We start from the raw sequence: 20,284 nt of genomic DNA, 5'->3' as shown, positions 1-20,284 counted from the left end.
GGGGCGTATAATCTCGCCCCTCAATTATCGCCAATGGTGGCGGTATGGGTTCCCTAACCCCATTAACCAAAAAGGTCACAATATGAATCTGACCCCTGCTCAGCACCAGACGGCGCTGGTGCGCCTCTCGTTGTTCCACATCCTGATCATTGCCAGCAGCAACTACCTGGTGCAGCTGCCGATCACCATCTTCGGCTTCCATACCACCTGGGGGGCCTTCAGCTTCCCGTTCATCTTTCTGGCCACCGATCTGACGGTGCGGATCTTCGGTGCCGGTCTGGCGCGCAAGATCATCCAGACCGTGATGTTGCCGGCGCTGGCCATCTCCTATGCGCTGTCGGTGCTGTTCTTCGAGGGCAGCTTCCAGGGCGTTGGCAATCTGGCCGAGTTCAACCTGTTCGTGGCACGTATCGCCCTGGCCAGCTTTATGGCCTATCTGGTGGGCCAGTTCATGGACGTGGTGGTGTTCAACCGGCTGCGGCTGCTGAAAGCCTGGTGGGTGGCCCCGGCCGCCTCCACCCTGTTCGGCAATCTGGTGGATACCATCACCTTCTTCACCATCGCCTTCTGGTGCAGCACGGATCCCTTCATGGCCGAACACTGGGTCGAGATCGCAACCGTGGACTACGTGTTCAAGCTGCTGATAAGCCTGGGATTGTTTGTGCCGCTCTACGGCGTGCTACTGCGTTATCTCAGCCGCAAGCTGGTGGGTGAGGCTGGTTTGAGCGGCCTGCAAACGGCCACACGGCAAGCCTGACGACATTGACCACCCCTCGGGGTGGTCAATTTTTTTGCATTTATGGCAAATAAGGGTTGCTTAGTTAAATGAGAATGATTATTGTTACCTTGTTTTCCGGGAAAGACTTCATTCGTTCCAACGTGATGGACTTCTTGTGAAGGCACGACATTGCTCACATTGCTTCCAGTTAAGGGGCCAGTTTTTACTGGCCCTCTTTTTTTGTCCGCGTCCGGCAGCACGCGGGCATAAAAAATGGGAGCCTTGGCTCCCATTCTCACTCTGCTCTGCTTACTCGATGTCGAGCGCATCGGGGGAGAGGATCACCCCTGTGGTATCGGCGTAGAGATGGTCGTCCGGCAGGAAGGTGACGCCGCCGAAGTTGACCGGCAGATCGGTCTCGCCTACGTCCTTGCTGTCGGCACCCACCGGAATGGCCGCCAGCGCCTGAATGCCGATATCCAGATCTTCCAGAATGTCGACCTCGCGCACGCAGCCGTAGCAGACGATCCCTTCCCACTCGTTCTCGGCCGCCGTGGTGGCGATCTCGCTGTCGATCAGGGCACGGCGCATGGAACCGCCGCCATCGATCAGCAGTACCCGACCAACGCCGTTCTCTTTGACGAGTTCACGGATCAGGCCGTTCGATTCGAAGCATTTGACTGTGGTGATGACGCCGCCGAAGGAGGCGCGGCCGCCGAAGGAGCAGAGCATGGGTTCGAGCACATCCACCATGTCCTGATAGATGTCGCACAGTTCTGAAGTGTTGTATTCCATTGTGTCAAATCCACCGCTGGAAACAGGTGGGATCCAGTATAAGGAGTGGGACTGGCATTTCAATGAATATTCCTTGAACAACAACAGGGATAACGTTTTCTGCATAAGCTCAATGCATGCCACCCCATGTTTGTGAGAGGTTCATCGTGCTCATCCGTCATAAATTGATCCTGAATACCGCGCTGGTCGCCGTGGCCATGCTGGTATTGAGCAGCCTGTTTTTCTACTCCAACCAGGTGAGTCGCCATCTGACCGAGGCCCAGCGCAATGTGGACAGCCTCGAGATCGCCATGCTCAACCTGCGACGAGCGGAGAAGGACTTCCTGATCCGCAAGGATCTGACCTTCGTTGCCCGCTTCAATGAAGTGCTGGCTGACTTTCACCGGCTCAACCAGACCCTGAGCCAGGAGGACAACCTGAGTGCCGTGCAGGGCGAGCTGACCATGCTGGATCAGCAGATGGAGGCCTATGGCAAGGCCTTCAACGAGCTGGTGGTCCAGCAGCAGAAGATCGGGCTGGGGCCGGAGGATGGACTCTACGGTCGCCTGCGGACGGCGGTGCACGAGGTGGAGGAGGGGCTCAAGCAGCTGGATGAGCAGGGACTGCTCATCACCATGCTGCAGCTGCGGCGGGCGGAGAAAGACTTCATGCTGCGCTCCGACATCCAGTATCTGGAGCGCTTCCAGACCCTGCACAAGGATTTCCAGCAGCGGCTCGCGACCTTGCCGGAGGCTGAACGCGGCAAGCTGGAGCAGGCCAGCGAGCAGTACAAGCAGGACTTCATCGCCCTGGTGCAGGGAATGCAGGTGCTGGGGCTGAATGAGGGGGAAGGGCTGCGCAGCCAGATGCGGGACTTGGTGCACCAGACCGAGCAAGGGTTCGCCGCGGTCGACAAGCACATCGCCGACGAGCTGGTACGGCAGACCTCGCGCCTCAACACCCTGATGCTGGTCTGTGGCGGCGTCATCATAGTGCTGATGGGCATCATGAGCATGCTGCTGGGCCGCAGCATCGATCGCCCCATCTCGCGGGTGAACGACACCGTCAACCGCATCCGGCAGGACAATGACCTGCGCCTCAAGATCGAGCTGCAGGGGGCGGACGAGATGGCGCAGCTGGCGAGCAACCTGGACGTCATGCTGGGAGGTTTTCGCCACCTCATCGGCGATGTGAAGCAGAGCGTGCACACCCTGACTGAGGCGGCGGATCATCTCTCAGGCAACGTCCGCCGCACCAGCGAGGGGGCGGCCCGCCAGCTGCAGGAGACCGACATGGTGGCGACCGCCTCCACCGAAATGGGCTCCACCATAGAGGAGATCGCCCGCAACACCGAGCAGGCCGCCAACAATGCCCAGACCACCAACAACAAGGCGATGGAGGGGCGCAGTGCGGTGGAGAACACCGTCAGCCAGATCCGCTCCCTGGCCGACAACCTGGAGAACTCCTCCCGCGAAGTGGCCCAGCTGCAGCAGGAGAGTGAAACCATCGGCTCTGTGCTGGACGTGATCCGCGGCATTGCCGAGCAGACCAACCTGCTGGCCCTCAACGCGGCCATTGAGGCGGCGCGGGCGGGAGATCAGGGCCGCGGCTTTGCGGTGGTGGCGGACGAGGTGCGCAGCCTCGCCATCCGCACCCAGAAGTCGACCCAGGAGATCGCCGGCATCATCAGCTCGCTGCAGAAGCAGACCGGCAACATAGTGGGCATGATGGCGACCTGCCGCGAGCAGGGCAACAGCAGCTCGGAGCAGGCCAGCATGGCGGGTGAACTGCTGGAGCAGATCACCCAGGACGTCACCCACATCATGGACATGAGCACCCAGATTGCCGCCGCCATCGAGCAGCAGAGCCTGGTGGCCAACGAGGTGAACCGCAACGTCAACAACATCCGCGACATCGCCCAGGAGTCGAGCCTGATGGCGGAGGAGAACGCCAAATCGAGTCATGGCCTGACCGAGCAGGCCAAGCTGCTCAACCAGGCGGTGGCCAAATACCGGGTGTAGCGGCTGCGCTGAATGAACAAGGGAGCCATGAAGGCTCCCTTTTTGTTGCAGACCGGATTAAAGCAGGAACAGGGTGGCCAGCCCCAGGAAGATGAAGAAGCCGCCGGTGTCGGTGATGGCGGTGATCATCACGCTGGCACCCACCGCCGGGTCGCGGCCCAGCCGGCTCATGGTCATGGGGATGATGACCCCCATCAGCGCCGCCACCAGCAGGTTGAGCATCATGGCGAGCGTCATCACGGCGCCCAGCGCCGCATCCTGATAGAGGATGTAGGTGGCGACCCCCATGGTGCCGCCCCACACCAGGCCGTTGATCAGGGCCACCCCCAGTTCGCGCCACAGCAGGAAGGAGACGTTGCCGGTTTGGATGTGCTGCAGCGCCAGTGCCCGCACTATCATGGTGATGGTCTGGTTGCCGGTGTTGCCGCCGATGCCGGCGACGATGGGCATCAGCGCCGCCAGCGCCACCAGCTGGGAGATGGTGTGCTCGAACAGGCCGATCACCCGCGATGCCACGAAGGCGGTGCAGAGGTTGATGGCGAGCCAGGCCCAGCGAGTCTTGACCGCCTTGGAGACGGGCGCGAACACGTCCTCCTCCTCGCTGATCCCCCCCATCCGGCGCAGGTCGGTATCGCTCTCCTCATAGACCAGATCCACCACCTCGGCGACGGTGAGCCGGCCCATCAGTTTGCCCCTGGCATCCACCACGGCGGCGGAGACCAGGTCGTCCCGCTCGAAGGTACGGGCGGCGGCCTCATCGTTGTCTTCCGGATCGAAGGTGACCGGATCCTTCTCCATCACATCGCTCACCCGGGTCTCGGGTCTGTGCAGCAACACGGTCGTGAGCGGCAGTTCTCCCTGCAGCCGGTTGCGACGGTCGATGACGAACAACTTGTCGGTGTTGTCGGGGATCTGGCCGCGCAGGCGCAGGTAGCGCTGGACGGTGGCCAGGGTCACATCCGGACGCACAGTCACCAGGTCGAAGTCCATCATGGCGCCAACCGTGTGCTTGCCGTAGCGGATCACCTCCCGCACCCGATCCCTGTCCATGGGGGCCATGGAGGTGAGCAGCCGCCCCATCAGGTTGCGGGGCAGGTACTGGCCCAGATAGATCTGATCGTCGATGTCGAGGGTGCTCAGGGCATGCAGCAGCTCCTTGTCGCTCATGCCGCTGATGAGGCTGTCCCACACCGTCTCCGAGGCCTCCACCAGGATCTGGCCGTGCTTGTCTGCATCCACCTGCTGCCACAGTACGTGACGCTCGTCCGGCGGCAGGGACTCCAGCGCATCGGCGATATCGGCGGCGGGCAGGCTGTTGACCAGTCGGGTGAGCTCGCTGGTCTGGTCCCGCAGTTCGGCGTCCTGCTCCCCTTGCGGGTCGAGCAGGCTGTCGGTGAGGGCGTCGTCGGCGAGCAGCAGGGTGAGGATGCGGGCTCTGTCCTGTTCACGCTGCTTGGCGTTGTTCTTGGCGGGGAGAGACATGAAACTGAATTCCTGAATTCGGTGGTCCGGCTGACACACCCCATAGGATACCAGACTCAAAACAAGAGGTTATGACAGTAAATGCAGGAAAAGAAACGCCACCCCAGGATGGCGTTTGCATATGAGGTGATATCAGGCCGAAGCCAGCGCCCTCTCCGTGGCAGCCCCTTGCCCGAACCAGGCGAGGGAGTCAGCCAGGGTTACCACCGAGCCCACCATGATAAGGGCCGGGCTTTCGACGCCGATGGCGAGCGCGGGCAACTGGTCAAGGGTGCCGCGAATGACCCGCTGGCTCGGCTGGGTGCCGCGCTCGATCAGCGCCACCGGGGTGTCGCCCCCCTTGCCGTGGGCCAGCAGTTGCTCGCGGATTACCCCGCAGGATGAAAGCCCCATATAGAACACCAGGGTCTGTTTGTCTTTGGCCAGTAGCGGCCAGTCGAGATCCTGGGCGCCACCTTTGCCGTGGGCGGTGACGAAGCGCACGCTCTGGGCGTGATCCCGGTGGGTCAGCGGAATGCCGGCGTAGGCGGCGCAGCCGCTGGCCGCGGTGATCCCCGGCACCACCTGAAAACCGATGCCGCTGCCCACCAGCGTCTCCAGCTCCTCGCCGCCACGGCCGAAGATGAAGGGATCGCCCCCCTTCAGCCGCACCACCCGCTGACCCTTCTTCGCCTCCTCCAGCAAGAGCTGGTTGATCCCCTCCTGCGGCACGCAGTGGTTGCCCGCCTGCTTGCCGACAAAGATGCGCTTGGCATCGCGGCGCACCAGCGCCATCACCTCGTCGGAGACCAGGCGGTCATAGACCACCACGTCCGCCTGCTGCATCTGGCGCAGGGCGTGCAGGGTGAGCAGGCCCGGATCCCCGGGGCCGGCACCGACCAGCACCACCTCGCCGTGAGCCTTGCTCTCGTCAGCAAACAGGGTGTCGGCCAGTTGATTGGCAGAGGCGCTATCCCCCCGCGCCAGCGCCTGCCCGAGGCGATCGGCCCCGAGCAGCCGCTCCCAGAAGCGGCGCCGCTCCCCCATGGTGGCGAAGCGCGCCTTGACCCGATCCCGCAGGCTGCCGGCAAAGGTCGCCACGGCGCCCAGGTGCTGGGGCAGCATGGCTTCGAGTTTCTCCCGCAGCAGCCGGGCCAGCACCGGCGCCTTGCCGCCGGAGGAGATGGCCACCATCAGCGGCGAGCGGTCGATGATGGATGGCATGATGAAGCTGGAACGCTTGGGGTCATCCACCACGTTGGCAAAGATCCGCGCCTGGTTCGCGCTCTGGTAGACCAGAGCGTTCACCTCGCGCCTATCGGTGGCGGCCACCACCAGCCACTTGCCCGCCAGTTGCTGCGGCGCGAATTCACCGGCCAGCCACTCGATGCTGCCGTTGGCAGCCAGTTCAGCCAGCTCGGGGTCGAGCTCGGGCGCGACCACGGTGAGGTGGGCCCCGGCATCCAGCAGCAGGCGCGCCTTGCGCTCAGCTACCTCGCCACCGCCGACCAGCAGCACGGGTTTGTTGTCGAGTCGGCAAAAGATGGGCAAGTAGTCCATGGGGCCTCCTGATCAGGCGGTTTGGGTCTGGCTGGCGGTGTTGGTGGCGTCGGTCACCGCGACAGGGCGTTCAGCCTTGGGGGTGGCATACCAGTAGCCGAGGCCCATGAAGAGGGTGCCGGAGACTGTGTTGCCCAGGGTCACCCACAGCAGGTTGTGGCCGATGCCGCCAAGAGTGTAGGCCTCGGAGTGGGCGCCGAACCAGGAGAGGGCGAACAGGGTCATGTTGGCGATGGAGTGCTCGTAGCCGGAGGCGATGAAGGCCAGCAGGCACCACCAGATGGCGATGAAGCGGGCGGCACCTTCGGTGCGCAGCGCCATCCAGATGGCGAGGCAGACCAGCCAGTTGCAGAGGATCCCTTTCATGAACAGGGTCAGGGCCGGTGCCTGGGTCTTGGCCAGCGCCACCTTGTGGGCCAGGCTGCCTGCGTCCGGCAGCAGGCTGCCGCCGTAGGAGTAGATGAGCGCCACTGCGATGGAGCCGAGCAGGTTGCCAGCCCAGGTTTGCGGCAGGATGCGCAGCAGGTCGGCCATGGCGATCTTGCCGGTCTTCACCCCGAAGGTGAGGAACATGGTGTGGCCGGTGTAGAGCTCGGAGCCGGCGATGATGACCAGGGTCAGGGCGATGCCGAAGGTGGCCCCCATCACCAGCGGACGGATGCTCGGATCCACCAGGTTGCCCAGGGTGAAGATGAGGATGATGCCAAGGCCCACATAGGCCCCCGCCATGGCGGAGCTGAGCCAGAAGCCGAGCTTGTCGCTGCGCTCGAAGCGGTTGATGCGGGCCGCGTTGGCGGCGCACTTGTTGATGGTTTCGGTATACATCTTTGTTTCCTTCAAGAGGGCCGCCCGCAGGCAGCCCGAAAGAGAGTGAAATCGGCTTTAGACGGCGACCCAGACCTGCTGGTCGCGTACTTCAACGGGATAGCTTTGCACCGACATGGCGGCGTTCTCGAGGCAGTGGCCGTCGCGCAGACGGAAGTGCTGCTTCTTGAGCGGGCTGGCGACCCAGAGCTCACCCTCGTGTTCACCTACGATGCCGCGCGACAGCACGTTGGCGGCGAAGAAGGGATCCCGGTTGTCGATGGCGAATACCTCGGCCGCCGCGCTCGGGCGGAACAGGGCGATCTGGCGACCCTCAATGAGCGCACAGACGCCGGTGCCAGGGAGTATGTCGTTGAGTTGGCAGGCAAGTTTCATCGCTTAATCTCCACCTCGAGTTGGATGGACTGGCTATCGAGCAGGGCGCAAACGTCCATGCAGCCCGGCAGGATGTCGTTGAGTTGGCAGGCTAATTTCATCATTTGGTTTCCACCTCGATCTGGTAGACGGGGATGCGCTCGGCCGGAGTGGCGGGTCTGTGCTGGTCGCGCTCGGCGACGAACTGGACGTCCGGATCGCGCTTGTCGCTGTTGATGAAGTGGCTGAAGCGCTGCAACGCCTGCTCTTCGTTGAGGGTGCGCAACCATTCGCACTCGTAGCTGTCGATGAGGGTCTGGATATCGCGCTCCAGGGTCTCGGCCAGTCCCAGCTTGTCGTCGACGATCACTTCGCGCAGGTAGTCGACGCCCCCTTCCAGGTTGCCGAGCCAGACCGAGGTGCGCTGCAGTTTGTCGGCGCTGGTGACGTAAAACATCATAAAGCGGTCGATCAGCTTGATCAGGGTCTCGCGGTCGAGGTCAGACGCCAGCAGATCGGCGTGGCGCGGCTTCATGCCGCCGTTGCCGCCCACATAGAGGTTCCAGCCCGCGTCGGTGGCGATGATGCCGACGTCCTTGCCCTGGGCTTCCGCACACTCACGGGTACAGCCGGAGACGCCGAACTTCATCTTGTGCGGGGTACGAATGCCCTTGTAGCGGTTCTCGAGGAAGACTCCGAGGCCGACGCTGTCCTGCACACCGAAGCGGCACCAGGTGCTGCCGACGCAGGTCTTGGCCATGCGCAGCGCCTTGGCGTAGGCCTGACCGGTTTCGAAGCCCGCTGCCAGCAACTTGCGCCAGATGGCGGGCAGATCATCCTTCTGGGCCCCGAACAGGCCGATGCGCTGGGCGCCGGTGATCTTGGTGTAGAGCTTGTAGTCGCGGGCCACTTCGGCCACCGCCAGCAGCCCTTCCGGGGTCACTTCACCGCCGGCCATGCGCGGGATGACGGAGTAGCTGCCGTCCTTTTGCATGTTGCCGAGGAAGATGTCGTTGGTGTCCTGCAGCTGGGTGTTGAGCGGGCTCAGCACATAGTCGTTCCAGCAGGAGGCGAGGATGGAGCCGACGGTCGGTTTGCACACCTCGCAGCCATGGCCGTGACCGTGCTTGGCCAGCAGCTCGTCGAAGCTCTTGATCCCTTCCACCTTGACCAGGTGGAACAGCTCCTGACGGGAGTAGGGGAAGTGGCCGCAGAGGTGGTTGTTGACCTCGATGCCCTGCTTCACCAGCTCGGCGTTGAGCACCTGGCTGATGAGCGGCACGCAGCCGCCGCAGCCGGTGCCGGCCTTGGTGTGCTGCTTGATGGCGGCGAGCGTGGTGTGACCCTCGGCCACCGCCTTGGCGATGTCACCCTTGGAGACGTCGAAGCAGGAGCAGATCTGGGCGCTCTCAGGCAGGGCATCCACCCCCAGGGTCGGCTTGGCACCGGCGTAGGCGGGCAGGATCAGGGTGTCCGGGTGGCTCGGCAGGGGCAGGGTGTTGAGCATCATCTGCAGCAGGTTGCCGTAATCCTCCACGTCACCCACCAGCACGGCGCCGAGCAGACGGCTGTTGTCTTCGCTCACCACGATCTTCTTGTAGACGCCGGCCTGGTCGTCCTGGAACACATAGCTGTGGCTGCCCGGGGTGCGGCCGTGGGCATCGCCGATGGAGCCGACGGAGACGCCGAGCAGCTTGAGCTTGGCGCTCATGTCCGCCCCTTCGAAGCGACTGTCGCCGCCCAGCAGATGGTCGACGGTGATCTGGGCCATCTTGTAGCCCGGTGCCACCAGGCCGAAGAAGCGACCCTGCCAGGCGGCACACTCGCCGATGGCGTAGATGTCGGGGTCGGAGGTGAGGCAGTGATCGTCGATGACGATGCCGCCGCGCTCGGCGATGGCCAGATCGCCGTAGCGACCGAGGGTGTCTTGTGGGCGGATGCCGGTGGAGAAGACCACCACGTCCACTTCCAGCTGGCTGCCGTCGGCGAAGGCGAGGCGGTGTTTCGCCTGCTCACCGCCGTGCATCAGGATCTCGCTGGTGCTCTTGCTGGTGTGCACCTGCACGCCCATGGATTCAATCTTGCGGCGCAGCAGCTGGCCGCCCTGGCCATCGAGCTGCTCGGCCATCAGCACAGGGGCAAACTCCACCACATGGGTCTCGAGGCCCAGCGCCTTGAGGGCGCCGGCCGCTTCCAGGCCAAGCAGGCCGCCCCCGATCACCACCCCGCTCTTGCCGCTCTTGGCCGCGCTGCGGATGGCTTTGAGATCCTCGATGGTGCGGTAGACGAAGCATTCGTGGTGCTGGCTGCCCTGAATGGGCGGCACCCAGGGGTAGGAGCCGGTGGCCAGCACCAGCTTGTCGTAACCGACCACAGTGCCCTTGTTGGAGTGCACTTCGCGGTTGGCCCTGTCGATTTTTTTCACCGCTTCGCCGAGCAGCAACCGGATGCCGTGCTTGTCGTAGAAACCGGGTTTGACGAGGGAGAGATCTTCGCTGGTGTGGTGGGAGAAGTAGGAGGAGAGATGGACGCGATCGTAGGCGGGACGGGGTTCTGCACCGAAGACGGTGATCTCGTAGCGGCCCGGCTCAGCCCGCTCGATCAACTCTTCGATGAAGCGGTGCCCCACCATGCCGTTGCCCACAACGACCAGTCTGACTTTGCTCATGATTGCCTCTAGTTTGGAGTAATAAAACATCATTCTGAGGCTAGGCTACCCAGTCGGCAGGGGCGGGCGATTGATGCAAATCAAGTGTCTATTTATATATCCCATCAGGGGTAATTCCTGATAATTCAAAGCTATACATAAATAGGTATACCAGTGGTGCAATTGGTTATGGCGTGGGGATCGGGGCCAGCGTCGCAGGGGCTGCCTGGCTGACCCTGCAAAGAAATGCCCATACCGTCAAAAAGCGTGAAAAATTCCTTCATGGGATGACGGCAACCATGGGTTGTCAGCAGAACCGGGGGCGTCAGGGAAGGGGGCGGTAAGGCTCCTGGGCGCAGATATCGCGGATGAAGGTGCGCAGCCAGCGGTGGGCCGGGTCGGCATCCAGCCTGGGGTGCCAGAGCAGGGCGACCCGGATCGCTGGCAGCGCGAAGGGCAGGGGACGAACAACCAGATCCCCCAGCAGGGCGGCGCAATGACGCTCAGGCACAGTGGCCACCAGATCGCTGCCGCGCACCAGCGCCAGCGCGGTGGCAAAGCCGGGCACCAGGGTGGCGACGGTGCGCGAGAGCCCCTGCTTGGCCAGCGCCTCATCGACCGGGCTGTGGGGTTGGCCGCGGCGGGACACCAGCACGTGGCGCGCCCCGGCGTAGCGGCTGGCGGTGAGCGGGCCGTCGCACAGTGGATGACCGGGGCGCAGCACGACGACGAAGTGGTCCTGAAACAGGGCTTGGGTACGCAGCTCGGGCGCCGTGGTGGCGCTGATGACCCCGGTCTCGAAATCCAGCTCGCCGCTGCGCAGGGGGCCGCTCTCCTTGTCCGGCTTGGCCAGAAAGTGGAGCCGTACTCCGGGGGCCTCGGCGGCGAGTCGGTTCAGCAGGGCGGCGCCGAACAGTTCCACCAGCCCCTCGCTGGCGCGCAGGGTGAAGGTGCGCTCCAGCCGCGCCGGGTCGACCTCCTGCCGGGGGCTCAGCATGCTCTCTGCCTCTTGCACCAGCCGACCGACCTGCTCGCGCAGCAATTGGGCTCGAGGGGTCGGCACCAGGCCGCGGCCGGCCCGCACCAGCAGCGGGTCGCCGGTCGTCTCCCGCAATCTTGCCAGGGCCCGGCTCATGGCGGAGGGGCTCAAGCCCAGTCGTCTGGCGGCGCCCGCCACGCTGCCTTCGTCCAGCAGGGCATCCAGGGTGATCAGCAGGTTGAGGTCGGGAGTGCTCATGTGCATGCCTTCATCGGAGTGGGAGCAGAGGGGCCAGCTTCATCATACCCGAGAACGGGCACCCTTATATGGCGTCCGCTGCATTGATAAGCTGCAACTGGTGCGTCTTCCGCCTGCTCACCGACCCCACTAGCCTTGTCGTCATCACCCCTATGTGGAGCCCGGCTCATGTCAACATCAACCCATTTCCCGTCCCTGGCGGCGCCTCGCCTCGGTCTGCTGGCGCTTGGCCTAACCACCCTGTTGCCCATGCTGGCGGCCAGCATGGGCGGCATCTTGCTGCCGGCATTGGGGGCGGCCTTTCACCTACCTTTCGTCACCTTGCAGTGGGTGCTGGTGGCCTATCTGCTGGGGCTCACTTGCCTGACACTGGTGGCCGGCCGGCTGGGTGACAGGTTCGGCCGGCGCTGGCTGCTACTCTGGGGCATGGGGGGCTTTGCGCTGGCCTCCCTGCTCTGCGCGCTGGCGCCGACCATCGGCTGGCTGATCGCAGCCCGGGCGCTGCTGGGGGCGAGTGCGGCCTGCATGCTGACGCTCTCGCTGGCCATGGTGGGGCAGCTGGTGTCACCGGCCAGACGGGGCTGGAGCATGGGATTGCTCGGCACCCTGTCGGCCTGCGGCACGGCGCTGGGCCCCTCCTTTGGCGGCCTGCTGCTGGAGGTGGCGGGCTGGCAGGCTGCCTTCCTGGCGCTGCTACCCCTCGGCCTGCTGGCGCTGCTTTGTGCCCGTGCCGGTCTGCCCGATGACGGGGCGAGCGGGCAGGGGGCACGACTCAACCTGGCCAGCCTGTGGTGGTTGCTGGTGACGCTGCTGGGCTACGGGCTGGCTCTCACTACGACAGGCGTCCTGGCCCTCTGGCTTGGGGGCGGGGCGCTGCTGGCCGCCGCCTGGCTGGTGCGCAGCGAACTGGGCTCCCCCGCCCCTCTGTTGCCGCTGGCGTTGCTGCGAACCCGGCGGCTGCGCGGCGCTCTGGCGGCCAGTGCGCTGGTGGCCGGGGTGATGGTGGCGACCCTGCTGATCGGTCCCTTCTATCTGCAGGGGGTATTCGGGCTCGGCCCGCTGACCAGCGGGCTGCTTATCTCGGGTGGACCCCTGCTGGCGGCACTGAGCGGGATGCCAGCCGGCTGGTTGGTGGACAGGATCGGCGCCATCACAGTGGTGCGACTGGGCTTGCTGGTGATGAGCGCGGCGGTGGTGCTGCTGGCCACCCTGGGCAGCGGCGGGGGCCCGGTGGGATACCTGCTGCCCGTGTTGCTGCTGACTGCCGGTTACGCCCTGTTCCAGACCGCCAACAACAGCCTGGTGATCGGCGCCGCCGACGAACAGACCCGTGGCGCCGTGGCCGGGTTGCTGACCCTGTCGCGCAATCTGGGCCAGCTGACGGGGGCGGCGGGGCTGGGGGCCCTGTTTGCCGCCCTGGCGGGAGGCGGCAATCCGGCCGTCGCCAGTGCGAGCGAGCTGGCGTTCGCCATGCAGGCCACCTTCGCCCTGACGGCTCTGCTGCTGATGAGCGCACTCTGGCTGGCGGGAAGAGGTGAGCGCGACGTGCCGGGCAATGCGACCCGGGAAGGCTGCGAGCTGAGAGAGCGCTGAAAACGAAGACGCCTCCACAGGGGAGGCGTCTTGCTACGGGGTTGAGCAGGATAGTAAACCGCTCAGCTCCTTTTTATCGATCAACCTGTTACAGAATGAAGCGGCTCAGATCCTCGTCTTCAATCAGCTTGCCGAGGTGGGCGTTGACGTAGTCGGTGTTGATGACGAAGGTCTCGCCGGACTTCTCGGAGGCGTCGTAGGAGATGTCTTCCATCAGTCGTTCCATCACGGTGTGCAGACGACGGGCGCCGATGTTCTCGGTGCGCTCGTTGACCTGCCAGGCCGCTTCGGCCAGACGGCGGATACCGTCCTGGGTGAACTCGATGTTGACCCCTTCGGTGGCCATCAGCGCCTTGTACTGATCGGTCAGGGAGGCGTTCGGCTCGGTCAGGATCCGCTCGAAGTCTTCGGTGGTCAGGGCGGTCAGCTCGACCCGGATCGGCAGACGACCCTGCAGCTCGGGGATGAGGTCGGACGGCTTGGCGATCTGGAAGGCGCCGGAGGCGACGAACAGGATGTGATCGGTCTTGACCATGCCGTGCTTGGTGTTGACGGTGCAGCCCTCGACCAGCGGCAGCAGGTCGCGCTGAACCCCTTCACGGGAAACGTCCGGGCCTGAGCTCTCGCCGCGCTTGCAGATCTTGTCGATCTCGTCGAGGAAGACGATGCCGTTGTTCTCGACGGAGGCGATGGCCTTCTGCTTCAGCTCTTCCGGGTTGACCAGGCGGGCCGCTTCCTCTTCGATCAGCGCCTTCATGGCCTCTTTGACCTTGATCTTGCGCTTCTTCTTCTGGTTCTGGCCCAGGTTCTGGAACAGCCCCTGCAGCTGGTTGGCCATCTCTTCCATGCCCGGCGGGGTCATGATCTCGACGCCCATCGGGGAGGCGGAGAGCTCCAGCTCGATCTCCTTGTCATCCAGCTGGCCTTCCCGCAGTTTCTTGCGGAAGATCTGGCGGGTGTTGGAGTTGTCGGCTTTCTCTTCCTCGCCCCAGCTGTTGCGCGGGTTGGGCAGCAGGGCGTCGAGGATGCGCTCTTCGGCGGCCTCTTCGGCGCGGTATTTCATCTTCTCCATCTCGGTCTCGCGCACCAGCTTGATGGCGACATCGGTCAGGTCGCGGATGATGCTGTCCACTTCCTTGCCCACATAGCCCACTTCGGTGAACTTGGTCGCTTCGACCTTGATGAAGGGGGCGTTGGCCAGCTTGGCCAGACGACGGGCGATCTCGGTCTTGCCGACACCGGTCGGACCGATCATCAGGATGTTCTTCGGGGTCACCTCGTGGCGCATCTCCTCGGAGAGCTGCATCCGGCGCCAGCGGTTGCGCAGGGCCACGGCCACCGCACGCTTGGCGTCGGCCTGACCAATGATGTGTCTGTCCAGCTCGTGGACGATTTCTCTCGGGGTCATCTCGGACATGATGGTGTTCCTGTATCCGGGGCGGGCAGGGCCCACCCCTTGGAAAATGGGGTTTGGCTGGCGGCCTTATTTGGCGGTGTAGTCCAGCACTTCGATGGTGTGGTTGCCGTTGGTGAAGACACAGATGTCGCCCGCAATCTTGAGGGACTTCTCGACGATGCTCTTGGCATCCAGCTCGGTGTTCTCCAGCAGGGCGATGGCGGCGGACTGGGCGAAGTTGCCGCCGCTGCCGATGGCGATGAGATCGTGTTCCGGCTGCACCACGTCACCGTTGCCGGTGATGATGAAGGATTTGTGCTCGTCGGCGACGGCCAGCAGCGCCTCGAGGCGGCGCAGGGCGCGATCGGTGCGCCAGTCTTTGGCCAGCGCCACGGCGGCGCGCTCCAGATTGCCCTGATGGGCCTGCAGTTTGGCTTCAAAGCGCTCGAGCAGGGTGAAGGCGTCGGCGGTGCCGCCGGCAAAACCTGCCAGCACCTTGCCGTTGTAGAGGCGATGAACCTTGCGGGCGTTGCCCTTCATGACGGTGTTGCCAAGAGAAACCTGGCCATCGCCACCGATGACGACCTGACCGTTGCGGCGAACTGAAACTATGGTAGTCACTTTACTTACCTCGCTTGAGCCGAATGACGGCCTGACTGTGCATGGCAAGAGAGATGGGGATGGCAATCCGGCTTTTCAAGCCTGCGCGCTGGCGCGGCCAACGGGGTTGGCTGGGAGTGGTGGCGACTGGCACCAAAAGAAACAGGGCCGGGTGTTGCCACCAGGCCCTGTTTATGGACGCTGCGATCACCCCTTCTTGGGGATGCAGCCGCTGATGCCAGAGCCCTGCAGCTTGCGGTTGGCTGCGTCGGCCGCCGCCTTGCCGCTGAAGGGGCCCACCATCACCTTGTAGACGGCGCCACCGGCCCCGTTCACCACCTGCAGGCTGGAGGAGAGCCCGGCGGTGAAGGCGATGCGCGCCTTGAGGGATTCCGCGGAATCCTGCGAACGCAGGGCGGCGCACTGCATCATGTAGCGCTCGTTGTCAGCCGCGGCAGGCGGGGTCGCCGCCTTGGCCTTGGCGGCCTCGGCCCGTTCCCGCTCCAGTTCGGCGCGCAGCTCCCGCTCCATCCGATCCCGCTCGGCTTTGCGGTCGATCACCTGCTCCTGGGCACTGGCTACCGGCGCGCCGGTAGCCGGCTTGGCCGGTTGTACCGGTTGCGGCTTGTAGGGCTGCACCTGGCCGATGGGGGTTCCAGGCTGGGGAATATTGGTCGGCACCGGCTGCGGCAGCTTCTCCGGCTGCAGGGTCATGGTTTCCGCCGGCGGTGGCGGCAGCACGCCCGGCTGGGGCGGCGGCTCGACGATGTCGACCTGCTTGTTCTCCAGCCGTTCGATGTAGCTCCATTTCTCCTGCGGCAGGCCGTTGCTCTGGGCCTTGGGCTTGTTGGCTTTCACCTGCTCCTCAATGGTGGGGGCGTCGTTGCCCTTGCCACTGATCATGTAGAGGAAACCGCCGAACCCCGCCAGCAACACCACGGCCAGCAGGGCCGGGATAACAGGAAAGCGGCGAGGTGCCGCTTTCTTGGTGTTGCGACCACCCGCCCGACGTCGCGGGCGGCTGCCGACATAATCCCGGGTCGCCATCTATTACATGCGCTCCAGGGTGTGGATGCCCAGTACGCCCAGGCCCAGCTTGAGGACCTTGGCGGTGGCGGCGCACAGCAGCAGACGGCTCTGACGAGTCGCCTCGTCCACGCCATCCTTGTTGATCGGGCAGGCTTCGTAGAAGGTCATGAAGTTGCCGGACAGCTCGTACAGATAGGTACAGAGCAGGTGCGGCATGCCCTTGTCCGCCACGCCGTTGACAGCGTCGGAGAACTGGATCAGCTTCTGGGCCAGGGTCTCTTCCGCTTCCTCGTTCAGGACCACCTTGCCGCCCAGGGTGTCGGCATCGACGCCGGCCTTGCGGAAGATGGACTGGATCCGGGTGTAGGCGTACTGCAGGTAGGGCGCGGTGTTGCCTTCAAAGGAGAGCATCAGATCCCAGTCGAAGATGTAGTCGGTAGTGCGGTTCTTGGAGAGATCCGCATACTTGACCGCGCCCATGGCGATGGCGTGCACCACCTGGGCCTTCTCCTCGGCGGAGAGGTCGCTGTTGCGGCTCTCCAGCAGGGCAGCGGCGCGCTCTTCTGCCTCATTCAGCAGATCGACCAGCTTGACGGTACCGCCGGAGCGGGTCTTGTAGGGACGGCCATCCTTGCCCAGCATCATGCCGAAGGCGTGGTGCTCGAGGGGCACGGATTCCGGCACATAGCCCGCCTTGCGGGTGATGGTCCAGGCCTGCATCAGGTGCTGGTGCTGGCGGGAGTCGATAAAGTACATCACCCGGTCGGCGCCCAGGGTCTCGTAACGATACTTGGCACAGGCGATGTCGGTGGTGGTGTAGAGGAAGCCGCCATCGCTCTTCTGGATGATGACGCCCATGGGCTCGCCATCCTTGTTCTTGAACTCGTCAAGGAAGACGACGGTGGCGCCTTCACTCTCGACCGCCAGGCCGCGCGCTTTCAGATCGGCGACGATCTCCGGCAGCATGTCGTTGTACATGGACTCGCCCATTATGTCCTTGTTGGTCAGAGAGACATTCAGGCGGTCGTAGTTGCGCTGGTTCTGCTCCATGGTCATGTCGACCAGCTTCTTCCACATGGTGCGGCAGTACTCATCACCACCCTGCAGCTTGACCACGTAGTTGCGCGCGCGCTCGGCGAACGCTTCGTCTTCGTCGTAGTGACGCTTGGCCTGGGTGTAGAAGGCTTCCAGATCGCGCAGCTCCATGTCGGAGGCGTGCTCGTTGGCCATCTTCTCCAGATAGGCGATCAACATGCCGAACTGGGTACCCCAGTCGCCGATGTGGTTGGCACGCACCACCTTGTGGCCCAGGAACTCGAGGGCGCGGGCAGCCACGTCACCGAGGACTGTGCTGCGGATGTGATGCACCGCCATCTCTTTGGCCACGTTGGGGGCGGAGTAGTCCACCACCACTGTCTGCGGGGTTGGCAGCTTCACGTTGGCGTTGGCGGAGGTCACCATGGCCTCTACCTGACCAGCCAGCCAGCTCGGGTCGAAGAAGAAGTTGATGAAGCCGGGGCCGGCGATCTCGACCTTGGCGATCAGGTCGGAGGCGGGCAGGTGCTCGATGATGGCAGCGGCCAGCTCACGGGGATTCTTGCGGGCCGGTTTGGCCAGCAGCATGGCCAGGTTGGTGGCCAGGTCACCGTGAGCCTTCTCCTTGCATCGGTCTACTTGCACGCGGGCTTCCAGGTCCGCCGGCAGGATGCCCGCTGACTTGAGATTGGCTACCGTTTGTTCAAGTAGATGATGAATATGCTCTTTCATAACTGACCACCAAGGTTGCGCGTCGAAAAATGACTGATATATAAGGGCGTGAATTTTACCCGCATCGGCCCGAGAAAACTATAGGGATGACCCGCCGCTCGCGGTCGGGCGGATATTTCACTGCATTTGGCACCAGATCCCAGAATATTGGACGGAAATTACGGTGCTTATCCATTTCTACTGCATATCGAAGCGGCTTGTCCAGGCTATTTTCCCCTGATTGTTAAGGGGTTTTTTATTCCAACTCGTTCTGAATGATCTGCCCCGCCGCCCCGGTCGTATCAACAGGTACCTTTTACCGAGGAATCTGTCGATGAAACTGGCGCTGTTTCCCCTCTCGGCCCACCTGCTGCCCGGTGGCATCATGCCGCTGCGCATCTTCGAGCCCAGATATCAGCGCATGATCGCCGAGGCGGGAGAGCAGGGTTTTGCTATCTGCATGCTGGATCCTCGCCAGCCCGATGCGCTGCGCAACATGTACCCCATCGCCACCCGGGTACGGATAGTCGATTTCGATCAGCTGCCGGACGGTCTGCTCGGCATCACGGTGCTCGGCATGGAGCGGGTCAGGATCACCGATCTGTGGCAGGAGTCGGACGGCTTGCGGGTAGGGGAGGTGGAGGTGCTGCCCCCCTGGCGCACCGGCCGGCTCAATGCCGATCAGCACTCGCTGGCCAGGGCGCTGCAGGAGGTGTTCAACGACTACCCGGAATATGCGGCCCTCTACCGCAACCCCGACTGGGACGATGCCAGCTGGGTGGCCCAGCGCTGGCTGGAAGTGCTGCCCATCCCCGTTGAGCAGAAGCAGTGGCTGGTGGCGGCGGAAGACAACCAGCCGGCACTCTCCCTGCTGAGCGGATTGCTGGTCGCCAGCCACTGAGCCGTTTTTGATGGCAGAGCCGGTGATCCTTTTGCCACGCCGCACGTATTGGCACTCACCACCCTCTTCAAGGCATGGCGCAATGGCATATACTGGCCAATCACAATCGACTCCGTACAGGATATCGCCCCCCATGGATGACCCAGCCGGCGATCTCAAGTCCCTGCTCGTCAGGGTTGCCGAACATGGCGACAAGGCTGCCTTCGCCACCCTGTTCCAGCACTTCGCGCCGCGCATCCGCAGCTATGGGCTGCGCCACCTCGGCAGCGAGGCCAACGCCATGGAGCTGGTGCAGGAGACCATGCTGCTGGTCTGGCAGAAGGCCCGTCTCTACCACCCCGACAAGGGCGCCGCCACTACCTGGATCTACACCGTCATGCGCAACCAGGGCTTCGACATGCTGCGCCGGCGCCGCGCCAGCAAGGAAGAGCTCTGCGCCGAGGAGCTGTGGCCCATGCTGGAGTACAGGGCGGAAGAGGAGCACCTGAGCGGCGGCGAAGACGCGGTGCTGACCCGTCAGATGGCCCATTACCTCGGCACCCTGCCGGAGCCGCAACAGCAGGTGGTGCGCGGCATCTACCTGCAGGAGCTCTCCCAGCAGGAGCTGGCGGACCGGCTCGGCGTGCCGCTCGGCACCATCAAATCCCGCCTCAGACTGGCGTTACAGAAATTGAAGGAACAAGTGGAGCAAGGCCATGATTAAAGCCCATCCCGTTCAGGCCATGTTGCGCGCCTTTGCCGCCGACGAACTGCCACTGCCGCTGGCCGTCGGCGTCTCCGCCCACTGCGAGCTCTGCCCCGATTGTGCGGCCCGGCTGCGGGCCTGCGAAGAGGAGCTGGCCCGGCAATACCTGACCCCGGCCGAAGAGTGCGAGCCGCTGCCGGCGGCGTTCGATGCCATGCTGGCCGGCATACTGCAGCAGCCGGTGGCCACTGCGGCCGCGTTGAGTCAGTCGGCGGCGGTTCAGCCCGAGCTGCAGGTGGCGGGCCAGTCGTATCGGTTGCCGCGGGTACTGGCCCGTCACCACGCCCCCAGCTGGCGCCATATCGGCGCCATCCGGCAGGTGAGCCTGCCGCTTGACGAGCAGGGGGCCCGTGCCAGCCTGCTGCACATAGAGGCGGGCGGCCGCATCCCTGAGCACACTCACAAGGGTTATGAGTTGACCCTGCTGTTGGCCGGCACCATCGAAGATGGCGACACCCGCTATCAGGCGGGGGACTTCATCTGGCGCGATGCCAGCCACGCCCACAGTCCGCACACGCCGGACGGCTGCCTCTGCTACACGGTGCAGGACGCGCCAGTGCAGTTCACCAAGGGGCTGTCGCGGCTGCTCAACGGCATCAGCCATCGCCTCTACTGAGCCGACAAAGCAATAAAAAAAGGGACCCTAGGGTCCCTTTTTGCATGGTGCGCTGACCTGA

At 64.0% G+C, this 20,284-nt stretch carries 17 protein-coding genes; 6 read left to right on the top strand and 11 right to left on the bottom strand.

Annotated elements, in window-relative coordinates:
* Nucleotides 1-82: 82 nt before the first annotated feature.
* The gene (locus CK627_RS02880; protein ID WP_095591629.1) at nt 83-757 is read left to right on the top strand and encodes a 7-cyano-7-deazaguanine/7-aminomethyl-7-deazaguanine transporter; all 675 of its coding nucleotides are present in this window, start codon (nt 83-85) and stop codon (nt 755-757) included.
* Between the two features lie 270 nt (nt 758-1,027).
* Here the strand turns inward: CK627_RS02880 and rraA are convergent, their stop codons facing one another.
* The gene (rraA, locus tag CK627_RS02875; RefSeq protein WP_005306574.1) at nt 1,028-1,513 is read right to left on the bottom strand and encodes a ribonuclease E activity regulator RraA; all 486 of its coding nucleotides are present in this window, start codon (nt 1,511-1,513) and stop codon (nt 1,028-1,030) included.
* A 146-nt stretch (nt 1,514-1,659) separates the two neighbouring features.
* Here rraA and CK627_RS02870 point away from each other — a divergent pair, with 146 nt between their 5' ends.
* Nucleotides 1,660-3,513: a methyl-accepting chemotaxis protein gene (locus CK627_RS02870; protein WP_054543692.1), complete on the top strand. Its 1,854-nt coding sequence runs from the start codon at nt 1,660-1,662 to the stop codon at nt 3,511-3,513.
* Between the two features lie 57 nt (nt 3,514-3,570).
* On the opposite strand, the gene mgtE is transcribed toward CK627_RS02870, so the two are convergent.
* The 6 genes from mgtE to CK627_RS02840 form a co-directional block, all read right to left on the bottom strand.
* Nucleotides 3,571-4,995, bottom strand: coding sequence for a magnesium transporter (gene mgtE / locus CK627_RS02865; protein WP_010635780.1), 1,425 nt, complete (start codon nt 4,993-4,995; stop codon nt 3,571-3,573).
* Between the two features lie 132 nt (nt 4,996-5,127).
* A complete protein-coding gene (gene cysG / locus CK627_RS02860) occupies nt 5,128-6,534 on the bottom strand; it encodes a siroheme synthase CysG (protein ID WP_095591628.1) in 1,407 nt (468 codons plus the stop codon).
* A 12-nt stretch (nt 6,535-6,546) separates the two neighbouring features.
* Nucleotides 6,547-7,359: a nitrite transporter NirC gene (gene nirC, locus CK627_RS02855; RefSeq protein ID WP_095591627.1), complete on the bottom strand. Its 813-nt coding sequence runs from the start codon at nt 7,357-7,359 to the stop codon at nt 6,547-6,549.
* Nucleotides 7,360-7,416: 57 nt separating this feature from the next.
* On the bottom strand, nt 7,417-7,734 hold the full coding sequence (gene nirD, locus CK627_RS02850; RefSeq protein ID WP_017787078.1) for a nitrite reductase small subunit NirD: 318 nt from the start codon (nt 7,732-7,734) through the stop codon (nt 7,417-7,419).
* 100 nt (nt 7,735-7,834) lie between these two features.
* Complete coding sequence (gene nirB, locus CK627_RS02845) at nt 7,835-10,381, bottom strand: nitrite reductase large subunit NirB (RefSeq protein WP_167385248.1); 2,547 nt, start codon at nt 10,379-10,381, stop codon at nt 7,835-7,837.
* 304 nt (nt 10,382-10,685) lie between these two features.
* Nucleotides 10,686-11,597, bottom strand: coding sequence for a LysR family transcriptional regulator (locus CK627_RS02840; protein ID WP_167385247.1), 912 nt, complete (start codon nt 11,595-11,597; stop codon nt 10,686-10,688).
* Between the two features lie 168 nt (nt 11,598-11,765).
* Between CK627_RS02840 and CK627_RS02835 the strand changes: the two genes are divergently transcribed.
* On the top strand, nt 11,766-13,190 hold the full coding sequence (locus tag CK627_RS02835) for an MFS transporter (protein WP_095591624.1): 1,425 nt from the start codon (nt 11,766-11,768) through the stop codon (nt 13,188-13,190).
* A gap of 88 nt (nt 13,191-13,278) precedes the next feature.
* Here CK627_RS02835 and hslU read toward each other — a convergent pair whose 3' ends face one another.
* The 4 genes from hslU to argS all read right to left on the bottom strand — a co-directional run bounded on the left by hslU (nt 13,279) and on the right by argS (nt 17,982).
* On the bottom strand, nt 13,279-14,607 hold the full coding sequence (hslU, locus tag CK627_RS02830; protein ID WP_005306542.1) for an ATP-dependent protease ATPase subunit HslU: 1,329 nt from the start codon (nt 14,605-14,607) through the stop codon (nt 13,279-13,281).
* A gap of 66 nt (nt 14,608-14,673) precedes the next feature.
* Nucleotides 14,674-15,207 (bottom strand): ATP-dependent protease subunit HslV, encoded by a 534-nt coding sequence (hslV, locus tag CK627_RS02825; protein WP_017779534.1) that lies wholly within the window; start codon nt 15,205-15,207, stop codon nt 14,674-14,676.
* A gap of 186 nt (nt 15,208-15,393) precedes the next feature.
* The gene (locus tag CK627_RS02820) at nt 15,394-16,233 is read right to left on the bottom strand and encodes an SPOR domain-containing protein (RefSeq protein ID WP_017784188.1); all 840 of its coding nucleotides are present in this window, start codon (nt 16,231-16,233) and stop codon (nt 15,394-15,396) included.
* 3 nt (nt 16,234-16,236) lie between these two features.
* Complete coding sequence (argS, locus tag CK627_RS02815) at nt 16,237-17,982, bottom strand: arginine--tRNA ligase (RefSeq protein ID WP_017764841.1); 1,746 nt, start codon at nt 17,980-17,982, stop codon at nt 16,237-16,239.
* A 313-nt stretch (nt 17,983-18,295) separates the two neighbouring features.
* Here argS and CK627_RS02810 point away from each other — a divergent pair, with 313 nt between their 5' ends.
* The 3 genes from CK627_RS02810 (at nt 18,296) to CK627_RS02800 (ending at nt 20,223) form a co-directional block, all read left to right on the top strand.
* Nucleotides 18,296-18,862 carry an LON peptidase substrate-binding domain-containing protein gene (locus CK627_RS02810; RefSeq protein WP_005306528.1) on the top strand — a complete coding sequence of 189 codons (567 nt, stop codon included), beginning with the start codon at nt 18,296-18,298 and terminating at the stop codon, nt 18,860-18,862.
* A gap of 133 nt (nt 18,863-18,995) precedes the next feature.
* Nucleotides 18,996-19,565: a sigma-70 family RNA polymerase sigma factor gene (locus CK627_RS02805; RefSeq protein ID WP_010635791.1), complete on the top strand. Its 570-nt coding sequence runs from the start codon at nt 18,996-18,998 to the stop codon at nt 19,563-19,565.
* Nucleotides 19,558-20,223 carry a ChrR family anti-sigma-E factor gene (locus tag CK627_RS02800; RefSeq protein ID WP_042005666.1) on the top strand — a complete coding sequence of 222 codons (666 nt, stop codon included), beginning with the start codon at nt 19,558-19,560 and terminating at the stop codon, nt 20,221-20,223. Before CK627_RS02805 ends, CK627_RS02800 begins: the two co-directional genes overlap by 8 nt.
* Nucleotides 20,224-20,284: the final 61 nt, after the last annotated feature.

This window comes from Aeromonas dhakensis (assembly GCF_002285935.1).
Classification (GTDB): Bacteria; Pseudomonadota; Gammaproteobacteria; order Enterobacterales; family Aeromonadaceae; genus Aeromonas; species Aeromonas dhakensis.
Note: the sequence above shows the minus strand (reverse complement) of the source record. Positions and strands in the feature narration are given on the sequence as shown.

What these genes read in the sequence shown, in the direction of transcription:
- CK627_RS02880 (WP_095591629.1), top strand. Translation starts at nt 83, where the DNA reads ATGAATCTGACCCCTGCTCAGCACCAGACGGCGCTGGTGCGCCTCTCG.
- rraA (WP_005306574.1), bottom strand. Translation starts at nt 1,513, where the DNA reads ATGGAATACAACACTTCAGAACTGTGCGACATCTATCAGGACATGGTG.
- mgtE (WP_010635780.1), bottom strand. Translation starts at nt 4,995, where the DNA reads ATGTCTCTCCCCGCCAAGAACAACGCCAAGCAGCGTGAACAGGACAGA.
- cysG (WP_095591628.1), bottom strand. Translation starts at nt 6,534, where the DNA reads ATGGACTACTTGCCCATCTTTTGCCGACTCGACAACAAACCCGTGCTG.
- nirC (WP_095591627.1), bottom strand. Translation starts at nt 7,359, where the DNA reads ATGTATACCGAAACCATCAACAAGTGCGCCGCCAACGCGGCCCGCATC.
- nirD (WP_017787078.1), bottom strand. Translation starts at nt 7,734, where the DNA reads ATGAAACTTGCCTGCCAACTCAACGACATACTCCCTGGCACCGGCGTC.
- nirB (WP_167385248.1), bottom strand. Translation starts at nt 10,381, where the DNA reads ATGAGCAAAGTCAGACTGGTCGTTGTGGGCAACGGCATGGTGGGGCAC.
- CK627_RS02840 (WP_167385247.1), bottom strand. Translation starts at nt 11,597, where the DNA reads ATGAGCACTCCCGACCTCAACCTGCTGATCACCCTGGATGCCCTGCTG.
- CK627_RS02835 (WP_095591624.1), top strand. Translation starts at nt 11,766, where the DNA reads ATGTCAACATCAACCCATTTCCCGTCCCTGGCGGCGCCTCGCCTCGGT.
- hslU (WP_005306542.1), bottom strand. Translation starts at nt 14,607, where the DNA reads ATGTCCGAGATGACCCCGAGAGAAATCGTCCACGAGCTGGACAGACAC.
- CK627_RS02820 (WP_017784188.1), bottom strand. Translation starts at nt 16,233, where the DNA reads ATGGCGACCCGGGATTATGTCGGCAGCCGCCCGCGACGTCGGGCGGGT.
- argS (WP_017764841.1), bottom strand. Translation starts at nt 17,982, where the DNA reads ATGAAAGAGCATATTCATCATCTACTTGAACAAACGGTAGCCAATCTC.
- CK627_RS02810 (WP_005306528.1), top strand. Translation starts at nt 18,296, where the DNA reads ATGAAACTGGCGCTGTTTCCCCTCTCGGCCCACCTGCTGCCCGGTGGC.
- CK627_RS02805 (WP_010635791.1), top strand. Translation starts at nt 18,996, where the DNA reads ATGGATGACCCAGCCGGCGATCTCAAGTCCCTGCTCGTCAGGGTTGCC.
- CK627_RS02800 (WP_042005666.1), top strand. Translation starts at nt 19,558, where the DNA reads ATGATTAAAGCCCATCCCGTTCAGGCCATGTTGCGCGCCTTTGCCGCC.